At 71.3% G+C, this 18521-nt stretch carries 17 protein-coding genes; 11 read left to right on the forward strand and 6 right to left on the reverse strand.

The features are described 5' to 3' along the window. Positions 1-33: 33 nt before the first annotated feature. Positions 34-834 (forward strand): class I SAM-dependent methyltransferase, encoded by an 801-nt coding sequence (locus FLV34_RS12520; protein ID WP_147943140.1) that lies wholly within the window; start codon positions 34-36, stop codon positions 832-834. 20 nt (positions 835-854) lie between these two features. Here FLV34_RS12520 and FLV34_RS12525 read toward each other — a convergent pair whose 3' ends face one another. Continuing rightward, the gene (locus FLV34_RS12525) at positions 855-1922 is read right to left on the reverse strand and encodes a spore photoproduct lyase family protein (RefSeq protein ID WP_222709480.1); all 1068 of its coding nucleotides are present in this window, start codon (positions 1920-1922) and stop codon (positions 855-857) included. A 38-nt stretch (positions 1923-1960) separates the two neighbouring features. Then, the gene (locus FLV34_RS12530; protein WP_147943142.1) at positions 1961-2362 is read right to left on the reverse strand and encodes a hypothetical protein; all 402 of its coding nucleotides are present in this window, start codon (positions 2360-2362) and stop codon (positions 1961-1963) included. A 42-nt stretch (positions 2363-2404) separates the two neighbouring features. On the opposite strand from FLV34_RS12530, the gene FLV34_RS12535 reads away from it, so the two are divergent. The 6 genes from FLV34_RS12535 (at position 2405) to FLV34_RS12565 (ending at position 9549) form a co-directional block, all read left to right on the forward strand. Next, entirely contained in the window at positions 2405-2893 is a 489-nt protein-coding gene (locus tag FLV34_RS12535; protein WP_147943143.1) for a nucleoside deaminase, read from the forward strand. Positions 2894-3302: 409 nt separating this feature from the next. Beyond that, complete coding sequence (locus tag FLV34_RS12540) at positions 3303-3761, forward strand: Lsr2 family protein (RefSeq protein ID WP_142651533.1); 459 nt, start codon at positions 3303-3305, stop codon at positions 3759-3761. A gap of 578 nt (positions 3762-4339) precedes the next feature. Further along, complete coding sequence (locus FLV34_RS12550; RefSeq protein WP_142651532.1) at positions 4340-5254, forward strand: TIGR03619 family F420-dependent LLM class oxidoreductase; 915 nt, start codon at positions 4340-4342, stop codon at positions 5252-5254. Between the two features lie 268 nt (positions 5255-5522). Beyond that, positions 5523-7511 (forward strand): hypothetical protein, encoded by a 1989-nt coding sequence (locus FLV34_RS12555; protein ID WP_147943145.1) that lies wholly within the window; start codon positions 5523-5525, stop codon positions 7509-7511. After that, positions 7511-9028: an extracellular solute-binding protein gene (locus FLV34_RS12560; protein ID WP_147943146.1), complete on the forward strand. Its 1518-nt coding sequence runs from the start codon at positions 7511-7513 to the stop codon at positions 9026-9028. The genes FLV34_RS12555 and FLV34_RS12560 overlap by 1 nt, the downstream gene beginning before the upstream one ends. A 203-nt stretch (positions 9029-9231) precedes the next feature. Further along, on the forward strand, positions 9232-9549 hold the full coding sequence (locus FLV34_RS12565; protein WP_142651529.1) for a hypothetical protein: 318 nt from the start codon (positions 9232-9234) through the stop codon (positions 9547-9549). A gap of 248 nt (positions 9550-9797) precedes the next feature. Here the strand turns inward: FLV34_RS12565 and FLV34_RS12570 are convergent, their stop codons facing one another. Further along, complete coding sequence (locus tag FLV34_RS12570) at positions 9798-11156, reverse strand: MATE family efflux transporter (RefSeq protein ID WP_187280617.1); 1359 nt, start codon at positions 11154-11156, stop codon at positions 9798-9800. Between the two features lie 172 nt (positions 11157-11328). After that, positions 11329-12429 (reverse strand): hypothetical protein, encoded by a 1101-nt coding sequence (locus FLV34_RS12575; RefSeq protein ID WP_147943147.1) that lies wholly within the window; start codon positions 12427-12429, stop codon positions 11329-11331. A gap of 438 nt (positions 12430-12867) precedes the next feature. Between FLV34_RS12575 and FLV34_RS12580 the strand changes: the two genes are divergently transcribed. Further along, positions 12868-13512 (forward strand): response regulator transcription factor, encoded by a 645-nt coding sequence (locus tag FLV34_RS12580; protein WP_147943148.1) that lies wholly within the window; start codon positions 12868-12870, stop codon positions 13510-13512. Between the two features lie 137 nt (positions 13513-13649). Here FLV34_RS12580 and FLV34_RS12585 read toward each other — a convergent pair whose 3' ends face one another. Further along, positions 13650-14438 (reverse strand): MBL fold metallo-hydrolase, encoded by a 789-nt coding sequence (locus tag FLV34_RS12585; RefSeq protein WP_147943149.1) that lies wholly within the window; start codon positions 14436-14438, stop codon positions 13650-13652. Positions 14439-14582: 144 nt separating this feature from the next. On the opposite strand from FLV34_RS12585, the gene FLV34_RS12590 reads away from it, so the two are divergent. Together FLV34_RS12590 and FLV34_RS12595 are read left to right on the forward strand one after the other, a co-directional pair. Continuing rightward, complete coding sequence (locus tag FLV34_RS12590) at positions 14583-15557, forward strand: GlxA family transcriptional regulator (protein ID WP_142651525.1); 975 nt, start codon at positions 14583-14585, stop codon at positions 15555-15557. An 18-nt stretch (positions 15558-15575) separates the two neighbouring features. Beyond that, positions 15576-16559 (forward strand): AraC family transcriptional regulator, encoded by a 984-nt coding sequence (locus FLV34_RS12595; protein ID WP_261985754.1) that lies wholly within the window; start codon positions 15576-15578, stop codon positions 16557-16559. Here FLV34_RS12595 and FLV34_RS12600 read toward each other — a convergent pair. Further along, positions 16533-17186 (reverse strand): class I SAM-dependent methyltransferase, encoded by a 654-nt coding sequence (locus FLV34_RS12600; protein WP_147943150.1) that lies wholly within the window; start codon positions 17184-17186, stop codon positions 16533-16535. The genes FLV34_RS12595 and FLV34_RS12600 overlap by 27 nt on opposite strands. A 601-nt stretch (positions 17187-17787) precedes the next feature. Between FLV34_RS12600 and FLV34_RS12605 the strand changes: the two genes are divergently transcribed. Further along, a partial coding sequence (locus FLV34_RS12605) for a non-reducing end alpha-L-arabinofuranosidase family hydrolase (protein WP_187280618.1) occupies positions 17788-18521 on the forward strand: 734 nt, incomplete at its 3' end.

Genomic DNA, 18521 nt, shown 5'->3' on the forward strand with positions numbered 1-18521 from the left:
ACGAGTGGGCACTTGCCCACTCATAGTGGGCGCATGCCCACTTCAGCTTCCGAGAACGAATCACACAAGGCCAGAGACATGGCGGAGTCGTTCGGCGTGGACGCCGAGCGCTACGACCGGACCCGGCCGCCCTATCCCGACACGATGATCGAACGGATCGTCGCCGAGAGCCCCGGACCCGACGTGCTCGACGTCGGCTGCGGCACCGGCATCGCGGCCCGGCAGTTCCAGGCGGCGGGCTGCACGGTGCTCGGCGTCGAACCCGACGCGCGGATGGCCGACTTCGCCCGCCGCAGGGGGCTCGACGTCGAGGTGGCGACCTTCGAGGCATGGGAGCCCGCCGCCCGTACGTTCGACGCGGTCGTCGCCGCGACGGCCTGGCACTGGATCGATCCGGTCGCCGGTGCGGCCAAGGCGGCCGAGGTGCTGCGTCCCGGCGGCCGGCTGGCGCTGTTCTGGCACGTGTTCGAGCCCCCGGCGGTCGTGGCGGAGGCGAACGCCGAGGTCTTCCGGCGGGTGATGTCCGGCTTCCCGTCGCAGGACCGGCCGGTGAAGTCGGCCCTCGACGGCTACCGGCCGCTGTTCACCAAGGCCGCAGACGGGATCGGGGACGCGGGCGCGTTCGGCGACGTCGAGGAGTGGCACTACGACTGGCAGCGCTACTACACGCGTGACGAGTGGCTGGACCAGATGCCGACGTCCGGCGCCCTCACGCGGCTTCCGCCCGACGCGCTGCCCGAGGTGCTCGCCGGTGTCGGGGCCGCGATCGACGCGATGGGAGGCGGCTTCACGATGTCGTACGTCACGGTGGTGCTGACCGCGACGCGACGGTGACCCCCGGATGACGGCCGCGCTCAGAAGGCGTAGCGGACCCGGCAGTACGGGATCTTCTCGGCGATCAGGCCGGTGAGCGTGGTGACGTAGCGGCCCTTGTGGCCGGTCTTGTAGCGGACGTTCCAGCCGCCCGTCTGCGAGCGCTTCGGCTGCTGGAGGTCGGGACGCCACAGCACCTCCTCGGCCTTGGGATGCCAGCCGAGGTTGACCTCGTGCAGCCGGTCGTTGTGCGTGAGGAAGATGACCTCGGCGGCGAGCTGGGCACGGGCGGCCGGGCTCAGCGCGTCGTCGAGCTGCCCGAGCAGCTCGGCCCAGTCCTCCAGCCAGCCGTCGCGGACGACCACCGGGCTGAAGTTGACGTGCACCTCATATCCCGCCTCGACGAAGTCGCCGACCGCCGCGATGCGGTCGGCGACCGGCGAGGTGCGGATGTCCAGCAGCCTGGCGTCGGCGGCGGGCATCAGGCTGAACCTGACACGCGTACGGCCTCGCGGATCCCAGCCGAGCAGATCGCGGTTGACGTATTTGGTGGCGAAGCTCGCCTTGGCGTTCGGCAGCTCGCGGAAGAGATCGACGAGATCGCGCACGTTGTCGGAGACGGTCGCGTCCACCGAGCAGTCGGAGTTCTCGCCGATGTCGTAGACCCAGGCGTGCGGGTCCACCTGGTCGGGCTCGGGCTTGACCCCCTGCCGCCGGGCGTGCCGCGCGAGATAGCCCGTGATCTGCTCGATGTTGGCGAACACCGTGATCGGGTTGCTGTAGCCCTTGCGGCGCGGCACATAGCAGTACGCGCAGGCCATCGCGCAGCCGTTGGCCGTCGAGGGCGCGATGAAGTCGCTCGACCGGCCGTTCGGCCGCGCGGTGAGCGACTTCTTGACCCCCAGGACCAGCGCCTCGGTCTTGATCCTGACCCAGCGTGCCACGTTCGCCTCGTCCCCGTACAGCTCGGGGATGCGGTGGTGGGCCTCGATCTCGATCCGCTCGGCCTCGGGGAACCGCTCCAGGATCTCCTTGCCGCGCGGCAGCTCGGCCGCGGCGGGCTCGACGTAGATGCGGCGGATGTCCAGCAGTCTCCGGCCTTCGTTCACCTGGATATAACACCCTGTCGAACGCATGACTTCCCAGGTCAGATGGCATGCAGGTGCTGGTCGGCCGGGCACGCGTACGCCGTTCTCGACGCCAGCGTCCAGGTCCGTACGGCGGCCCCGCAGCGGCGGCAGCGCTCCCGTTTGTAGACCCACCGCCCGTCCGGCGCGCCGGGGTCGCTGACCACCTGCCCCGCGTCCCGGCCGAGCGCGAGATGGCGCACCGCGGTGTCCCACAGCCGCCCGGCGGCCTCGGCGCCGATGTCGCGGGCGCCGGGATCGAGGCCGGTGAGGAAGAGCAGCGCCTCGACGCCCTCCACGACCCTGCCGTCGTACGGCCGTGCGTCGAACCCGCCCTGCGGGCTCGTGGCCCTGACCACGCGCCCGGCGAGCGCCTCGTGCTGCTCGTCCGCGTAGCGGTGGACCAGATGCCCCTCCGGCATGCCTTTCGCCTATCCGCTCCGCCCGGAGCTACCGTTTCGATCATGACGTACGAGCCGACTTCTGAGGAACTGCGGCACCTGCGCCGCTGTGTCGAGCTGGCGAAGGAGGCGCTGGAGGCCGGCGACGAGCCGTTCGGCTCGGTCCTGGTCTCCGGGGACGGGAAGGCGCTGGCCGAAGACCGCAACCGGGTGGCGGGCGGCGACCACACGCGGCACCCCGAGTTCGAGCTGGCACGCTGGGCCGCCGCGAACATGACGCCGGAGGAACGCGCGAAGGCCACCGTCTACACCTCCGGCGAGCACTGCCCGATGTGCGCGGCGGCGCACGCGTGGGTGGGGCTGGGGCGGATCGCCTACGTGGCGTCGTCGGCGCAGCTCGCCCGATGGCTGGCCGAGTGGGACGTGCCGCCCCCGCCGGTGCGGACGCTCCCGGTCAACGAGGTCGCGCCCGGCGTGCGGGTCGCCGGGCCCGTGCCCGCGCTGGTGGACGAGGTCCGCGCACTGCACCGCCGCCTGCATACCGGCTCCTGAGCGCTGTCGCCTGAACGCCGTCTCCTCGGCCGGTTATCCACAGCCTTGGCCTTTCCTCGTGCGGTTCGCGCAGCTACGGATACCCTCCGCCGCGTGGCCGAGGGCGACCCGGTGCCCGGGGGCCGCACGGGCGGGCGGAGGCGCAGACGCTGAGGCGTCGGCATGTGCTTGGATCAGGTCATGGATCTTGACCGGGCGCACGCCTTCGCCGAGACCTGGGTGGCCGAGTGGAACGCCCATGACCTCGACCGCATGGCTGCCCTTGGCAGTGCTCGCGACGTCGCGTATGGCATCGCCGCTGTGGCGCTCGTGCTGGGGCCGAGGCGGCCGGAAACGCGGGCCGGTGACGCGAGCACCAGTAGGATGCCACGGTCCAGATAGACGGAGATCCACCCTGGAAGGGCTGCACGTGGCGCAGAAGGTAATACTGGTTGACGACCTCGACCACTCCGAGGGCGACGATGTGGCGAGACGGGAGTTCCCGCTGCTGAACCGGACCTTCGCCATCGACCTGTCCGACGCGAACCACCAGCGGCTGAGCGAGGCTCTCGCGTTCATCGAGGAAGTGCTGGAGAACGCCCGTGAGGTGAAGCAGGCGTCGCGGTCCAAGAAGGCCGCCGACACCTCCCCGCGGCTGCGCGGCTACACCCTGACGGACGTACGCGAATGGGCCCGCGAGCAGGGGCTCGACGTGCCCGCGCGGGGGAAGATGGCCGACGAGGTCATCGAGCAGTTCATCGCGGCGCACCCTGATGCCTCCACCGAGGATGCTGCCGAGGACGCCGCCGCCGAGGCGGCCGTGGCGGAAGCCGCGGAGAAGGTCGCGGAGCAGGCCGCCCCGCGCGCGGAGGCGACCGCCGGCGTCTGAGCCGCACACGCCGCGCACACGAAGCGTTCGCCGGAGCATCCGGAGCGTTCGCCGGAGCGTCTGGAGCGCGGACCGGCGTGGCCATGGGTCTTCCAGGCCGCCGCCGGCGTGCTCGCCGGATGCCCCGGCGAACGCTCACGACGTTTTATTGCGATATTTCAAGATCGAGCCTCGCTCCGGCCCGGTCGGCTTTCGCGACAGGCCGCCGGGCCGGGCGTACGCCCGCCGCCCCGACCGCTGCGACAGTCGACGACTGACACGCGCGGCGGCCCACAGAGCGGCCTGCGGAGCGGCGCACAGAGCGGCCCACGGAGCGGTACGCGGAGCGGCGCACAGAGCGGCCCACGGAGCGGTACGCGGAGCGGCGCACAGAGCGGCCCACGGAGCGGTACGCGGAGCGGCGGGCAGGAACCTGCACCCCGCCGGTTTCGGCAACGGGCCACAGGTAACCCCCAGTCGTGGGGCGCTCGTGGGCACAAGCCGGTCTTGCCCGGTTTTCCGCAGGCGGGCTTTCCCGGCGTCTCCGCCGACGCCCGACGAGGGCGAACCTCAACCGGCGCGATGCGAAGGATGCGCTCATGCGACTCGGATACGCGGTCCCCCAGTACGGCGCGTTCGCCGATCCGGATTTCATCCGGCAGACGAGCACGGCACTCGAAGTGATGGGCTACGACAGCCTGTGGGCGGGCGACCGCATCCTGCTTCCGCTGGCGCCCAGCGACCCGTACCCGGGAGGAGGGACGATCCCCGAGGCGTTCGGGACGTTCTTCGACCCGCTCACCGCACTGACCCTGGCCGCGGTCGGCACGCGCGAGATCCGGCTGGGGACCAGCACGCTCAACGCGCTGTGGCAGCCGCCCGTCCTGCTCGCCCGTACGCTGACCTCGCTCGACCTGCTCAGCCACGGACGGCTGGATGTCGGCATCGGTCTCGGCTGGCTTCGTGACGAGTACGCCGCGGCCGGGGTGCCCTGGCGGGGGAGGGGAGCCCGGCTGGAGGAGACGCTCGACGTGCTGGAGGCCGTCTGGACCGGTGAGGTGGTCGAGCACAAGGGCGCGCTGTGGACGGTGCCGCCGTCGCGGATCGACCTCAAGCCCTGCCAGCGGCCGCGTCCGCCGGTCCTGCTCGCCGGTTTCACGCCTCCGGCGCTGGACCGGGTCGGCCGCCGGGCCGACGGCTGGCTGGGCACGGCCATGCCCATGCCGTACCTGACCGCCTTGTGGGACATCGCGCTGCGGGCCGCGTCCGGCGCGGGCCGCGACCTGTCCGCGCTGCGCATGGTGGTGCGGGTCAACCCGCAGATCACCGACTCCCCGGCGCCCGCCGACGAGGTGCCGCGTGTGGGCACCGTACGGCAGGTCGCCGACTATCTGCTCACCCTGGCCGAGGCCGGGGCCCATGAGGCGTTCGTCGACGTGCAGACGACGACCTCTTCGCGGCAGCGGTTCCTCGACGTCGCGCAGGAGCTCGTCACCCTCCTGCGCGCGGGCTGAAGACCTCGATCCGCACAACGCTGAGCAGCGATGCGGTGGCTGTTTGTAAGGAAGGGGTTACATTTCCTGACAGCGCCGCGCACAATAGGGGTCGATCTTTCGTGATCCGGCCCGGGCCGGATCGTCCAGCCCGTCGAACAGGCTCGTCCTCATGTCCGCCCCCGTGCCCCCATCAGGAGAAACTCCGGATCGATCCTCTGGAGAAAGTCCGGATATAGACGAAGAAAAGCGGAACAAGCAGGATCGGCACTCCAACAGTCGATCCGGATTGGTCACCACGGCGCTGACCGCGGCGGTCACCTCCGTGGCGACGCTGGTGGCGACGGCGGCGGCGGCGCCCTTCTCCAACAGCCTGCAGAGGTTCATCGAGCAGGCGCCGGTGTCTCCGCTCATCACCGTTCCCGCGTCCGTCGGGGCGATCGTGATCATCTGCTGCTATCCGCTGTGGCGGGGCAGGGTCAGGACACCGGGCCGGTGGGCGGCGGCCGTCGCCGCGGTGGCCCTGTGGCCCTTCCACCGGATCCAGTGGCCCCAGGGGCTGCGTAGCTGGGCGGGCCGGCTGCTGGTGCCCCTCGCGGTCGGCTACATCGCCGCGTGCCTGGGCGCGTTCACCGGTCTGGTGGGGCTGGTGGTCGTCAAGGTGGTGACGCCGTCCGGCGCGTGCGAGCCTCCGCGAGAGCTGCGCGTCATCACCGCTCCGGAGAACGTGACGGCGCTGCGGGAAAGGGCCGAGGCGTACACGAAGGAGCAGCGGACGGACGGGTGCGCACCGGTCCGGATCGCGGTCGGCGCCGCACCCACGATCGAGGAAATGCGGTACGGCTTTCGCAATGAATGGCTACGAGACGATTCGCTGCAGAATGACGAACCCTATCGCCGGATGCTCGGCCTGACTCCGGACGCGTGGATTCCCACCAGTTCCGCGGAGTTCGACCTCGTCGTCCAGGACGTGTCGGTCGAGGAAACGACGAAAAACGGCGGTGTACCGGGGAAAACGAGCAGCCTGCGTTCTCTCCTGCACAAGAGGGACGAGCAGGTGGGGACGGACCACATGGCGATCGCCGTTTTCGGCGCCGCGAAGAACGACCTTCTCACCGGCGAGCTGGAGAGCGCCGGTTATCCGCTCGCCGAGATCGTGCAGCGGGCCCGGAGCAAGGGCATGTCGCTCGTCTATCCGCAGCCCGCGTTCTCCACCTCGGGCGCGATCGTGGCCACGACGCTGAGCCGGGCCGGACCCGAGCCCGGCGGCACCGGACTGCGCGCGACGTTCGACAACAGCGCCAACGCCCTGCTGTGCCATCTGAAGGCCGGCCAGGAGGAGGCCGGCGACTGGGCGAAGCTGGTGGCGCTGGTCCCGTCGCACACCGCCGACGAATACAACCGGGGCGGCGACATGGGCATCGAGGGATGCGCGCACAACCCGCTCGCGGGCCGGGCGGCGCTGACGGCGGTCTCCTCAGTGGACCTGCCCACGCTCGACTATCCGTTCGTGGAGATCAACTGGTCGGACGACCCGGCCCGGCGGGCGGCGCTGGACGCCTTCGTCACGTGGCTCGCGCACAACAAGCTGTTCGAGCCCTCGGGAGAGGGACCGCAGCCGTCGTACCCGGCCCGGATATCCGCGGACGCCGCCCGGCCGGGTCACCGGGTGGATCTCCAGATCATGATCGACGGATCGGGATCGATGGCCCGCTCTCCCACGGCGTCCGCCTCCGCCCTGCACGACGCCCTGGCGGAGGTCAGGCAGATCCTGACGGACACCGACCAGGTCTCGGCGGGCAAGTTCTTCGCCGACGACAAGGGGACCTCGAAGGCGCCCATGGCGGGGGAGGGCGACGGCGGCGGCGGGGAGGGCCCGGGGGGCTACGGCGAGGTCCTCCGGTGGATCGCGGACGACAGGCAGTCGGGCTTCGACGAGCCCATCTCCGCGCTGATCGGCGGGCTGAGCCGTCCGGCGAACTCGCTCGCCGTCATCACCGACGGCGGCCCGTTCAACGACGAGCCCGGCCCGGGGAACGCGGCACGGTCCATCAGGCGCGCACTGGAGAAGGCCGCGGACGTGTCGAACCTCTACATCCTCACGTTCGGCGGGAGGTGCCCGGACGGACTGGAGACCCCTCGCTCCATGCGGCCGTCCAACGACACCTCCGGGCCGTCCGAACCAGTCGTGAAACACGTCGTGTGCGACGACACGGCCGGTACGGACGTCGCGGGAGCGCTCGGACGGATGATCTTCCAGTTCAGGGAGTGGTCGTGATGGCGGCGGGTCCCGCCGGGTCGTTCTGGAGCCGCTGGTACGAACGCTTCACGAGGTTCCATCTCAGGCTCGCCGCGGCCTGCTTCCTGGCGGGCGCGGTGTTCGTGATCGTGGTGAGCCAGCACTCCGGGGCGCCGTCCGCGCAGGGCGCCTGCCCCGGGCGCCCCGACGACCTGATCATCGGGACGGGGGCGGAGATCGGTGCCGGCGGCGTACGCCACGACGTGATCAAGGCGTGGAACGACGAGCAGCGCAAGCTCAAGACGAAGCCGCTGAAGGCGACGCTGGTCGAGATCTCCGAGTCGTCCGACGAGCAGCGTTCCGAGCTGGCCGCGGCGGCGCAGTCGAAGCGCTGTGCCTATGACGTGCTCCTCCTGGATGTCGCCTACATCACCGAGTTCGCCAGGAACGGCTATCTCGAGAAGTTCGAGCTGGATCCCGGCAAGCTGGGCGCCCTCCCGGAGCGCTACTTCCTGCGCGAGTCGCTGGAGACCGGCCGGGTCGACGGAGAGCAGTTCGCGGTGCCGTTCGCCGCCGACGCTCCGCTGCTCTACCGGCGCACCGACGTGCCGGCGCCGCCGCAGGACACGAAGAGGTTCCTCGAACTGGCCAAGGCGCACGGCTATGCGGCGCAGTTCGACGATTATGAGGGCGGCACCGTCAACCTGCTCGAAGCGATCTTCTCGGCCCGGAGCGGGAAGGCGTCGCGGGACGACGTCGTCTTCGACGACAAGGGAAACGTCGTCCTCGACCAGGACGGCAACGGCGAGAAGGTGATGGACGCGCTCCGCGCCTGGCGCGAGGCGCTGTTCACGGCCGGCGACGGTGCGCGGACGCCGAGCAACGAGAGCGTCTTACGGGAGGAGAGCAGCCTGCAGGCGTTCCGTACGGGCCTCGTGGGCTACATGCGCAACTGGCCGTTCGCCTTCAACCGGCTGGCCGCCGACCCGCTGATGCGCGACGACGACGGGTCGCTGAAGTTCCAGGTGCTCTCGTTCCCGGGCACCGGCGTGCTGGGCGGCGTCGACCTCGCCATCGCCAAGGACTCGCCGCACAAGGAGGAGGCCAGGGAGCTCATCTACTACCTGATCTCCGAGGAGGTCCAGGAGAGGCTGTTCGCCTGCGCCGGCTATCCGCCGGTGGTCACGGCGCTGTACGAGCGATACGAGAGCTCGGGGACCGCGCGGACCTGCGGGCAGCTCACGGCCGACGGCGGTGACGGCGCGGCCCGCCAGGCCGAGCGGGACACCGAGATCACGGGTGGTCAACTCGCGAGGTTCGCCGGTGAGGTCCGCCAGGCGGTGGAGCACGCGAGGCCGCGTCCCATGTCCGCCTACTATGCGACGTTCAGCCAGGTGTTCCGATCCTGCCTGCTCCCGGTGGCGACGACCACGTCGGGCGCGGCGCCCGACTTCCGCTACTTCTCCGACGCGCTCAGGGACGCGCTGAACGGCAGGCTGCGATCGGACGACGCCTGCCATCCTCCGGCGGAGGCTGCTCACAAAATCGGACATTAAGGGACAAATGCGGCATGAGCGCGCCATGAAGGCCCTGAATGGGACAATAGGCATTAAATACCGTAGATCGCCGTTTGTCGCCCGTTCTGTCCGGAAACAATGACGCCGTGGGGCAATGACCGCTTAACGGTCATTAAGCGCTATTCCTATCAATTCAGGAATGGCGCACATATTAGGCAGTTGATCCTTTAGAGGGGGACTGAATGCCCAAGCTCAAGAAGGTCATCGCCGGACTCGCCCTTTCCACCGCGCTCGGTGGTGGTGCCCTCGCCGTGGGCGCCACGGCCGCGAGCGCCTCGACCACCCCGACCGGCTGGGGCTGGAGCAACCCGTCCAACGAATTCGACGCCGGGTTCAACAACACCTTCGAAAACTCCGCTTTCCACACGGCGCCCTTCCTGACCGACTCCTTCGGAAGCGGCTGCTCCCGGGGCTGCTCCAGCGCGGACCTCGACGACATCCTCTGGGACGTCTGCGTCGCGGGCCACTGTGGCGGCGCCTTCCCCGCATCGTTCGGCTGAGTCGGCGAGAAGACGGTCTGACGGCCTGCGGAACGACCTGCCCCTCCACGACGGCGCGTACGCGGTGTGCGTGGAGGGGCGCGTAGGCCGTCCCCGGGCCGCGGCCCGTATCCGCCGAAACCGCGTCCGTCGAGCCAGTGTTTGCCGAGACTGTGTCTGCCGAGCCTGTGCCCACCGGGACTGTGTCTGCCGAGCCTGCGTCCCCCGAGCCTGCGTCCCCCGAGACCGCGTCCGCCGGGGCGGGTGGATCACCGTACGGCGCCGAGCACCGCCCAGCGGCCGGAGCGCAGCCTGGCCAGCACGGTGATCATTCGAATCAGCAGGAAGGCCGACAACCCCGACCAGATCCCCACGAGTCCCCAGCCGAATCGCAGCGAGGCCCACACCACCGGCAGGAACCCCAGCACCGCCCCGCTCGCCGTCGCCGTGCGGAGATATGCCGCGTCCCCGGCGCCGAGCAGCACCCCGTCCAACGTGAACACGACACCGCCGACCGGCTGCAGCGCGACGAAGAACCACCAGGCGCCGGGCATCTCGGCCAGCACCGTCGGGTCGCCGGTGAACACGCGGGGGAGGAGACCGGCCAGCGCCGCGAACACCACGCCGAGCAGGGTGCCGAAGACCAGCCCGCAGCCGGTCACCTGCCAGGCCAGGCGGCGCGCCCGTTCCGCGTCGTTCGCGCCGAGCGCGGCCCCGACCAGCGCCTGCGCGGAGATGGCCAGCGCGTCGAGGACGAAGGCCAGGAACATCCACAGTTGGAACACCACCTGGTGCGCACCGGCCGCCGCGGCGGAGGTGTGCGCGGCGACCGCCGTCGCCGACACCCAGCACGCCTGGAATGCCAGGCCGAGCAGCACCAGGTCGCGTGCCAGACCGAGCTGGGCCCGCATCGCGGCCGGCGCCGGAGCGAGCGGCACGCCCTCGGTCCGCAGCGCCCGCACGAACAGGATCGCGGAGACAGCCTGCCCGGCCACGTTGGCGACCGCCGAGCCGTCGATGCCCCAGCCGAGCCCATAGACCAGCGCCGGGCACAGCGCCGTGGAGATCGCGTTGCCCACGAGCACGTAGCGCAGCGGGCGCCGCATGTCCTGCACGCCGCGCATCCAGCCGTTCCCGGCCATCGTGATCAGGATCAGCGGGGCACCGAGCAGGGCGATCCTGAGCCAGCTCGCCGCGGCGTCGGCGACCCGGCCGTCACCCGTGAGGAGATGGGCGACCGGCGTGGCGAGCAGTTGTCCCGCCACGGTGATCACCAGCCCGGCGACCGCCGCGAGCCAGGTCGCCTGCACCCCCTCGGCCACGGCGTCGGCCCGGCGGCCCGCGCCGTGCAGCCGGGCGGCGCGGGCGGTCGTGCCGAAGGACAGGAACGTCATCTGCGAGGAGATCTGCGCCAGCACGATGCCGCCGACCGACAGTGCCGCGAGCGGCACCGCGCCGAGATGGCCCACCATCGCCGTGTTGACGAGCAGATAGAGCGGCTCGGCGGCCAGGACTCCGAGCGCGGGCGCGGCGAGCGCGAGTATCCGGCGCAGCGGGGCCGCGCCCGCGTGCTCGTCCATGCGTTCCTCCGGGAAGACCGACCGGCCGTACGCCGTGGCGAGCGGCATCGGCTCGCCACGACTTCGGATGGAACGCAATCCTCTTGCTATTGCGAATTATTTGCAATAAGCCGTCGGCGCTCGCCTCGTGCGGCGGTTCCCTGACGCGCGGTTCGAGCAGTGAGAGGCCGGCCCTCGCCGGGAGGCTGGGGCCGGCCGCACTGTCAGGAGTCGGAAGTGGTCAGGAGTTGGGAGCCGGGGCCGGCGTGTCCGTGAGCGTGGGCTCGGTGGAGGGCGTCGCGCTCTCCGTGGGGACCGCGCTTTCGGTGGGAGCCGGGGTCTCCGTGGGGGTTTCCGTGGGCGTCGTGGCCGGCGGCTCTGTGGGGACGAACGTCGGCGTCGGGCACGGCTTGGGCGCGCGCCAGGTGGGCTTCCCCGAGTGCCACTTCAGCGAGTACGGGGAACTCTTGCCGAGATACCACAGCCGCTTGCTCGGCCGCGAGAGGTCGAAGACGTAGGCGGCCGCCGCCGTCTCCCCCTGAGGGGCGGCGGGTGTCGTCTCCTCGGTTTGCGGGGGAGTGGAGCTCGCCTCGCCGGGGGGAGCCGTCGTGGTCTCGGCCGGAGGGGCGGGGGTGCTTTCCGCAGGCGTCGGCGTGCTCTCGGAGGACGGCGGCGTGCCTTCCTCTGGGGGCGTCGGCGAGGCCTCGGGAGGCGTCGGTGTGTCCTGAGGAGCCGAGGGTGTGGTCTCCGGTGCCGTCGGTGTCGCCTCGGGTGGTGTCGCCTCGGGTGGTGTGGCTTCGGGTGGTGTGGCTTCGGGCGCCGACGGCGGGGCGGACGGCACCGGCGTCGGGACCGGTGGGGTGGGCGTCGGCGTGCCGGGCTGGATGGTCGCGATCACCGAGATCCAGGCGTCCTGACGGATCTCGCCACCCCTGCGGGCGGTGAGCACCCGAGTGGAGTCGCCGATCGCGTACGACCGCTCGAAGCCGTCCTGGCTCCTGACAGTGATCGAGTCGTCCGTCACGGCGACGGCCTGCCCGGTCTGGGTGAACACCGTGACGGTGCCGCACCCATCCTTGGTCGGCACGACGACCTCGCCGTGCAGCGCGCCGAGGAACGGGCCCACCATGGGCACCTCGGGAGTGGGCGCCGTCGTAGGGGCGTCCGTGGAAGCGTCGGCAGGGGGCTCGGCCTGGTCGGCCGGCGGCGTGATCGTCACCGTGGCCGTCACGACGGGATCGGCGGTCTCGCCGGGCGGGCTGACGGGAGCGGAGGAGGCGGCCGCGGCCGTCGCTCCGATGCCGCCGGACGCCGTCAGTACGAGCGTGGTCGCGAGGATCATGGGTGGGGAGATACGCCGGCGTTGCCCGCCTGGTGTGGACATCGGTCCCTTTTTCAGGCGGTGGGGGTTGGTCGGCATCACCGTTCCTCCGTATCGTTTCGATCCGATGGTCTCCGCCGAACGGTGCGGCGGTCGTGCCGGAGCGGGGTGCCCCGGCACCCACGCGAAGCGACCGGCGATTTCGTTGCCAAACCGTGCCTCTTTCGTGGGATTGGGGAGACCTTCCCCCTATATGGGGAATCCATGCGGGCGAATCCGGGGCCACACGATGGCCCGGTCGCTTTCAGCAGGTCACAGGGGACGAATCGATTTGAGATTCGGACATCATCTGCCGCTGCCACGCGTACAGGCACGCCGGGGAGGCAGCGTGGGCATCGTGCGAGTGAAGGACGGCGATGTCGCCAGGAGAGGACCGGCCGTGATCGAGGCGGGGTCGCCGTGCGCGTGATGCTGGCCGAAGACTCGGCGCTGCTGCGCGAGGGCCTGGTGCGGCTGCTCAAGGAGGAGGGCCACGGCGTCCTGGCCGCGGTGGGCGACGCCGACGCGCTCCTTGAGGCGGTGGACGGCGAGAGCCCCGACGCGGTGGTGGTCGACGTGCGGATGCCGCCCACCCACACCGACGAGGGCCTGCGCGCCGCGCTGGAGATCCGGCGGCGCCGCCCCGAGGTCAAGGTGCTGGTGCTGTCGCAGCACGTCGAGAAGAAGTACGCCACCGAGCTGATGAGCGGCAGCATCGACGGGGTCGGCTACCTGCTCAAGGACCGGGTGGCCCAGGTCGGCGACTTCCTGGACGCGCTGGAGCGGGTGGGCGAGGGCGGGACGGCGTTCGACCCGGAGGTGGTGCGCCGGCCGCTCGCGCGCACCAGCCGTGCCGACCCGCTGGCCCGGCTCACCGCCCGCGAGCGCCAGGTGCTCGAACTCATGGCCCAGGGCCTGACCAACGCCTCGATCGCCCAGTCGATGCACGTGTCGCAGAGCGCGGTGGAAAAGCACGTCAACGCCCTGTTCGACAAGCTCGCGCTGTCGCACACGACCGGCTACAGCCGCCGGGTGCCGGCCGTCCTGCGCTGCCTCGGCTCCTGAAGCGTCCTCGAACCGTCCCTGAGCCGTCCCGAACCGTCCCGAACCGTCCCGAACCGTCCCGGGCCGTGCCAACCGTCCCTGAGCCGTCCCGAACCGTCCCTGAGCCGTCCCGAGCCGTCGCGGTCCGCCGCTGCCGTTCAGGTGGTCGTGAGCGCGGCGCGCTCGCCCGGGTGCAGGAGGGTGAGCCGGTCGGTGAGCCCGGCCTGCGCGAACGCCTTCGTGAGCGCGTCGGCCCCTTCGGTGAAGTGGCCCCAGCTGTCGAAGTGCAGCGGGACGACGTGCGACGCGCCGAGGATCCGGGCGGCTTCGGCCGCCTGCGCGCTGGTGAGGGTCAGGTAGGCGTCGCCGACGAGAGGGGTCCTCGCCGCTCCGGCGAACAGGACGGCGACGTCGACGGCGAACCGCTCGGCGATCCGGGCGACGAGGTCGAGGGAGGCGTTGTCGCCGCTGACGTACACGGTCGGTGCCTCTGGGCCGGACAGCACGAATCCGGCGACCTCCCCGACGAGGGGTTCGCTGCCTTCGGGGCCGTGCAGAGCGGGCACCCGGGTGACGCGCAGCGCCGAGCCGTCCGGCCGGGGCAGGTCCACGTGCTCCCAGACGGGCACGGCGCGGGTGGCGCCGCCCAGCCGGCCCGCCGCGCTCGCGGTGGTGAGCACGAGCGGCACCTGGCCGAGGTAGGCGCGACCACCGATGTCGAGGTTGTCCACGTGCTGGTCGTGGGAGAGCAGCACGGCGTCGACGGGGCCGATCTCCGCGGGCGTCAGCGCGGTGGGCGCGGTCTTGACCAGGACCCGTCCCGGGCCCGCCACGTATTCGCGGGGAGCGTCGAAGGTCGGGTCGGTGAGCAGGCGCAGCCCGCCGATCTCCAGGATCGCGGTCGGCCCGCCGAGGGCGTGGACGCTGATCTGCGATGCGTTGGTCATGACAGTCCTCGTGTGCGGAGTGTTGGTGCCGGCGGCCGTTCCGGTGCGGACCGCCTCCGCACGATCGTCGGCCGTACGGCCCTCGGAGAGAGAGTGGCGTGAAAGCCGTCCTGCGATAGGTTCAAGCCAGCCGAAGGGGGACCGATGAGCCGACGTGACCCGCTGACCGTCGCGGTGGTGATGTTCGACCGGGCGCCGCTGTTCGAGACCAGCGTCCCGATCAGCGTGTTCGGCGGGGACCGCAGCGACACGGGCGTCCCCCGTTTCGACCTGCGTGCGGTCGGCGGCGACCCCGGCCCGCTCACCACCACCGGCGGGATCCGGCTGGACGCGCCGTACGGGCTGGACGCGCTGGCCGACGCCGCCGTCGTCGTCGTGCCGAGCTGGCGCAGCCCGGCCCAGCGCCCTCCGGAACCGGTGCTCGACGCCCTGCGCGCCGCGCACGCCGACGGAGCGACCGTCGTCGGGCTGTGTCTCGGCGCGTTCGTGCTGGCCGCCGCCGGGCTGCTGGACGGCCGCCGCGCGGCCACCCACTGGCTCTTCGCGCCCGCCCTCGCCGCCGCCTACCCCGACGTACGGGTGGACGCCTCGGTGCTGTTCGTGGACGACGGCGACCTGATCACCTCGGCCGGAACCGCCGCCGGCATCGACGCCTGCCTGCATCTGGTGCGGTGCAGGTTCGGCGCCCAGGTCGCCAACACCATCGCCCGCCGCATGGTCGTGCCTCCGCAACGCAGCGGTGGCCAGGCGCAGTACATCGAGCACCCCTTGCCCGACCCGGGCACCGACGACCCGCTCGGCGAGATCCTCAGCCACGCCATCCGCCACCTCGACGACCCCGGCCTGGACGTGGACGCCCTTGCCAGGCACGCCCTGATGAGCCGCCGGAGCTTCGACCGCCGATTCCGCCGGCTCACCGGCACCTCCCCGCTCCAATGGCTGCTGGCCCAGCGGATCATGCAGGCCCAGCGGCTGCTGGAGACCACCGACCTCAGTGTGGACGCCATCGCCCGCAGGGTCGGCTTCAGCAACGGCGTCGCACTCCGCCCGCACTTCCGGCGCATCCTCGGGGTGGCCCCGCAGACCTACCGCGACACCTTCCATGCCCGCACCGCCTGACGAGGAGACGTACGACCCGTGCTCGCAGGCGGACGACGAGAGGGCGGCCTCGTGAACGCCGCCGACGCCTCCGCCCGGGCGGCGACGCCGCGTTTCGAGGTCGGCCATGGCTGTGCGCTCTATCAGGGACCGTCGTGGGACAGCGGCTTTCACCGTCATGCGGCGTTCCAGATCGTCGTCGCCCTCGAAGGAGAGACCGCCCTGGTGGACGCGGCCGGGGTCCGGCACCGCGCCGTGGCGCTCGTGGTGCCGCCCATGGTGCGGCATCGGATGCCGGTGACGACGGATCTGCGGGTCTTCTTCGTGGAACCGCAGTGCGCCTTCGCCGACCGGCTGCGTGAGCGCTGCGGGCCCGGGATCAACGCGGCTCCTCACCTGCGCGAGCTCGCCGAGGACGACGTCCGCCTCGCGGGTGCGCGACCGTCCGGCGAGCTCGACCCCCGGCTGCTCGCCGCGATGGACGCGCTGACCGCCGGGCCGATCTCGATGCGGGATCTGGCCGCGCGGGTGGGCATATCCCCGCAACGGCTGCGCGGCCTGGCCCGCGACCAGCTGGGGATGCCGCTGACGCGCTGGCGGGTCTGGGGCCGGCTTCGCCGTACGGTGGAGGAGCTGCGGGCGGGACGGACGCCGGCAGAGGCGGCGGCCGTGAGCGGCTTCGCCGACCAGGCGCATCTGACGCGATGGATGCGGGAGATGGTGGGGCTGACCCCGGCCGCCGTGCTGCCGGTGCTGCGCCCCTCACCCGCGCGAGGCGACTCACCCGCGCGAGGCGACTCACCCGCGCGAGGCGACTCACCCGCGCGAGGCGACGCACGTGCGCGGGGCGGTTCACCTACGCGAGACGGCTCAGCCGTGCGAGGCGACGCACGTGCGCGGGGCGGTTCACCTACGCGAGACGGCTCAGCCGTGCGAGGCGGCTCACCTGCGCGAGGCGATTCACGTGCGCGAGGCGACTCACTTACGCGAGGCGATTCACTTACGCGAGGCGACGTAGACTGAGATCGACCCGGTGACCGTTGACACCACCTCGGCCTCCCGCACCTCGCGGAAACCGGCTTCGGTCATCAGCGCGGGCAGCAGGCCCTCGGCGTTCGGGCGGGTGTCCTCGACGCCGTCGGCGAACTGCACCAGCCGGAAGCCCAGCCGCATCAGCCGCGTGCGCTGCAGCCCATAGTCGGCGATGACGAGCCTGCCGCCCGGCCGCAGCACCGCGTGCATCGAGGAGAGGACGGCCCGCTTCGTCGCAACCGGGCATTGGTGCAACACCAGGGTGGACACCACCGTGTCCGCCGCGCCGGGGCCCACGATCTCGGGCAGCGCGTCGCCCATGCCGGTCTCCCACCGCACCGTCGCGCCGGCGGCCTCGGCCTTGCGCCGGGCGATCGCCAGCACCTCCCGGTCCGGGTCCACCGCCACGACCCGGGCACGTGGCTCGATGCGGTGCAGCAGCAGCGCCGTGGACCCGGTGCCGCACCCCACGTCGACGATGACCTCGTACGGACGCGGAGCGGCATGCATGACGGTCAGCGCCCGCCACAGCCGTTCCCTGGTCAGCATGACGACGGGATCGTAGAAACGCGTGGGCGCGAAGCGTCCCAGCGCGGGGGTGAACGCCTGTCGGGTCATGTCCGGCAGGCTCGCACCACGAGACCGCCCCGGTCTTGAACGAATCGCTCGCCCTCGGCCGGGCGGCCGCCGCCATCGCCGCTCCCCAGATGTCGTGAATGTTTCATCGCGCGCACTCTGCCGACGGTGCGGGCGCGGGCGATGTCGCCAGGTGGACGCGTTACGGAAGCTCTCTGCGGACCCGGGCTATCGGTCGCCCTCTTGACGCGACCCGGTGAATGCGGGTTTGCTCCGCGATTGCCACCGGAATCGACACCTGCGGGAGCGACCTCCCGTACGGCAAGAAATGTGAGCGCTAACACGCCCCGGCTCGGGAAGGAGGGATCTCCATCATCGGAGACGGTCCGCCGCCGCGCGCCACCCCGGAGCGTCCCGGGCGTGGCCGGCGCCGACAAGGAGCGCATTCTTAACGGGCTTACGCCCGGGTCATACGTGCACCACTACTCCACGCCATCGAGGGAGAGGAGCCGAACCAGTCGCTGAATGTTAGCGCTAACGGCGCGCGAGGGCACCGCGGTGCAGCCGATGGGCCGCCCGGCCGTGCCCGGCTCCGCTTTCCCGGCGTGGCCCGCCACGCCTTCATCCCAAGGAGAACGAAACAATGGATTCACCCCCCATCCGAGTGACGAGCGGCCGGCGTCGTTCGCCGGCCCGCACGCGCCTCGTGGCGGTCCTGGCCACAGTGCTGACGACCGTGCTGGCGTCCGTCGTGACGTGGTCGGCGCCTGCGTCGGCGGCGGCGGCGCCGCTGGTGAGCGCGGCGTCCGGGCGGTGCCTGGACGTGTCGGGCAACACCGACGCGCTCGGCACCGCTCTGCAGATCTGGGACTGCAACGGGCAGGCGAACCAGGCATTCGAGTTCACCTCCTCCGGTGAGCTGCGGACGTTCAACGGCACCCGGTGCGTGGACGCCTACAACATGGGCACCACCAACGGCACCAAGGTCGTGATCTGGTCCTGCAACGGCCAGACCAACCAGAAGTGGCGCCAGAACTCCGACGGCTCCATCGTGGGCGTCCAGTCGGGGCTGTGCCTCGACGTCGTCGGCGCCGGCACCTCCAACGGCAGTCAGATCCAGCTCTACAGCTGCTGGGGCGGCGCCAACCAGAAGTGGACCGTCCACGGCGGCGGCTCGACGCCCTCCCCGACGGCCTCCCCGACGCCCCCGCCCGGCGGCACCTGTGATCTCCCGTCGACGTACCGCTGGAGCTCGACCGGTGCGCTGGCGACGCCGAGGTCCGGGTGGGTCTCGCTGAAGGACTTCACCAACGTCGTCTACAACGGCAAGCACCTCGTCTACGCGACGACGCACGACAACGGATCGAGCTGGGGCTC

The organism is Microbispora sp. CSR-4, from assembly GCF_008033685.1.
Lineage (GTDB): Bacteria > Actinomycetota > Actinomycetes > Streptosporangiales > Streptosporangiaceae > Microbispora.

What these genes read in the sequence shown, in the direction of transcription:
- FLV34_RS12520 (WP_147943140.1), top strand. Translation starts at nt 34, where the DNA reads ATGCCCACTTCAGCTTCCGAGAACGAATCACACAAGGCCAGAGACATG.
- FLV34_RS12530 (WP_147943142.1), bottom strand. Translation starts at nt 2,362, where the DNA reads ATGCCGGAGGGGCATCTGGTCCACCGCTACGCGGACGAGCAGCACGAG.
- FLV34_RS12535 (WP_147943143.1), top strand. Translation starts at nt 2,405, where the DNA reads ATGACGTACGAGCCGACTTCTGAGGAACTGCGGCACCTGCGCCGCTGT.
- FLV34_RS12550 (WP_142651532.1), top strand. Translation starts at nt 4,340, where the DNA reads ATGCGACTCGGATACGCGGTCCCCCAGTACGGCGCGTTCGCCGATCCG.
- FLV34_RS12560 (WP_147943146.1), top strand. Translation starts at nt 7,511, where the DNA reads ATGGCGGCGGGTCCCGCCGGGTCGTTCTGGAGCCGCTGGTACGAACGC.
- FLV34_RS12565 (WP_142651529.1), top strand. Translation starts at nt 9,232, where the DNA reads ATGCCCAAGCTCAAGAAGGTCATCGCCGGACTCGCCCTTTCCACCGCG.
- FLV34_RS12570 (WP_187280617.1), bottom strand. Translation starts at nt 11,156, where the DNA reads ATGCCGCTCGCCACGGCGTACGGCCGGTCGGTCTTCCCGGAGGAACGC.
- FLV34_RS12575 (WP_147943147.1), bottom strand. Translation starts at nt 12,429, where the DNA reads ATGATCCTCGCGACCACGCTCGTACTGACGGCGTCCGGCGGCATCGGA.
- FLV34_RS12585 (WP_147943149.1), bottom strand. Translation starts at nt 14,438, where the DNA reads ATGACCAACGCATCGCAGATCAGCGTCCACGCCCTCGGCGGGCCGACC.
- FLV34_RS12590 (WP_142651525.1), top strand. Translation starts at nt 14,583, where the DNA reads ATGAGCCGACGTGACCCGCTGACCGTCGCGGTGGTGATGTTCGACCGG.
- FLV34_RS12600 (WP_147943150.1), bottom strand. Translation starts at nt 17,186, where the DNA reads ATGACCCGACAGGCGTTCACCCCCGCGCTGGGACGCTTCGCGCCCACG.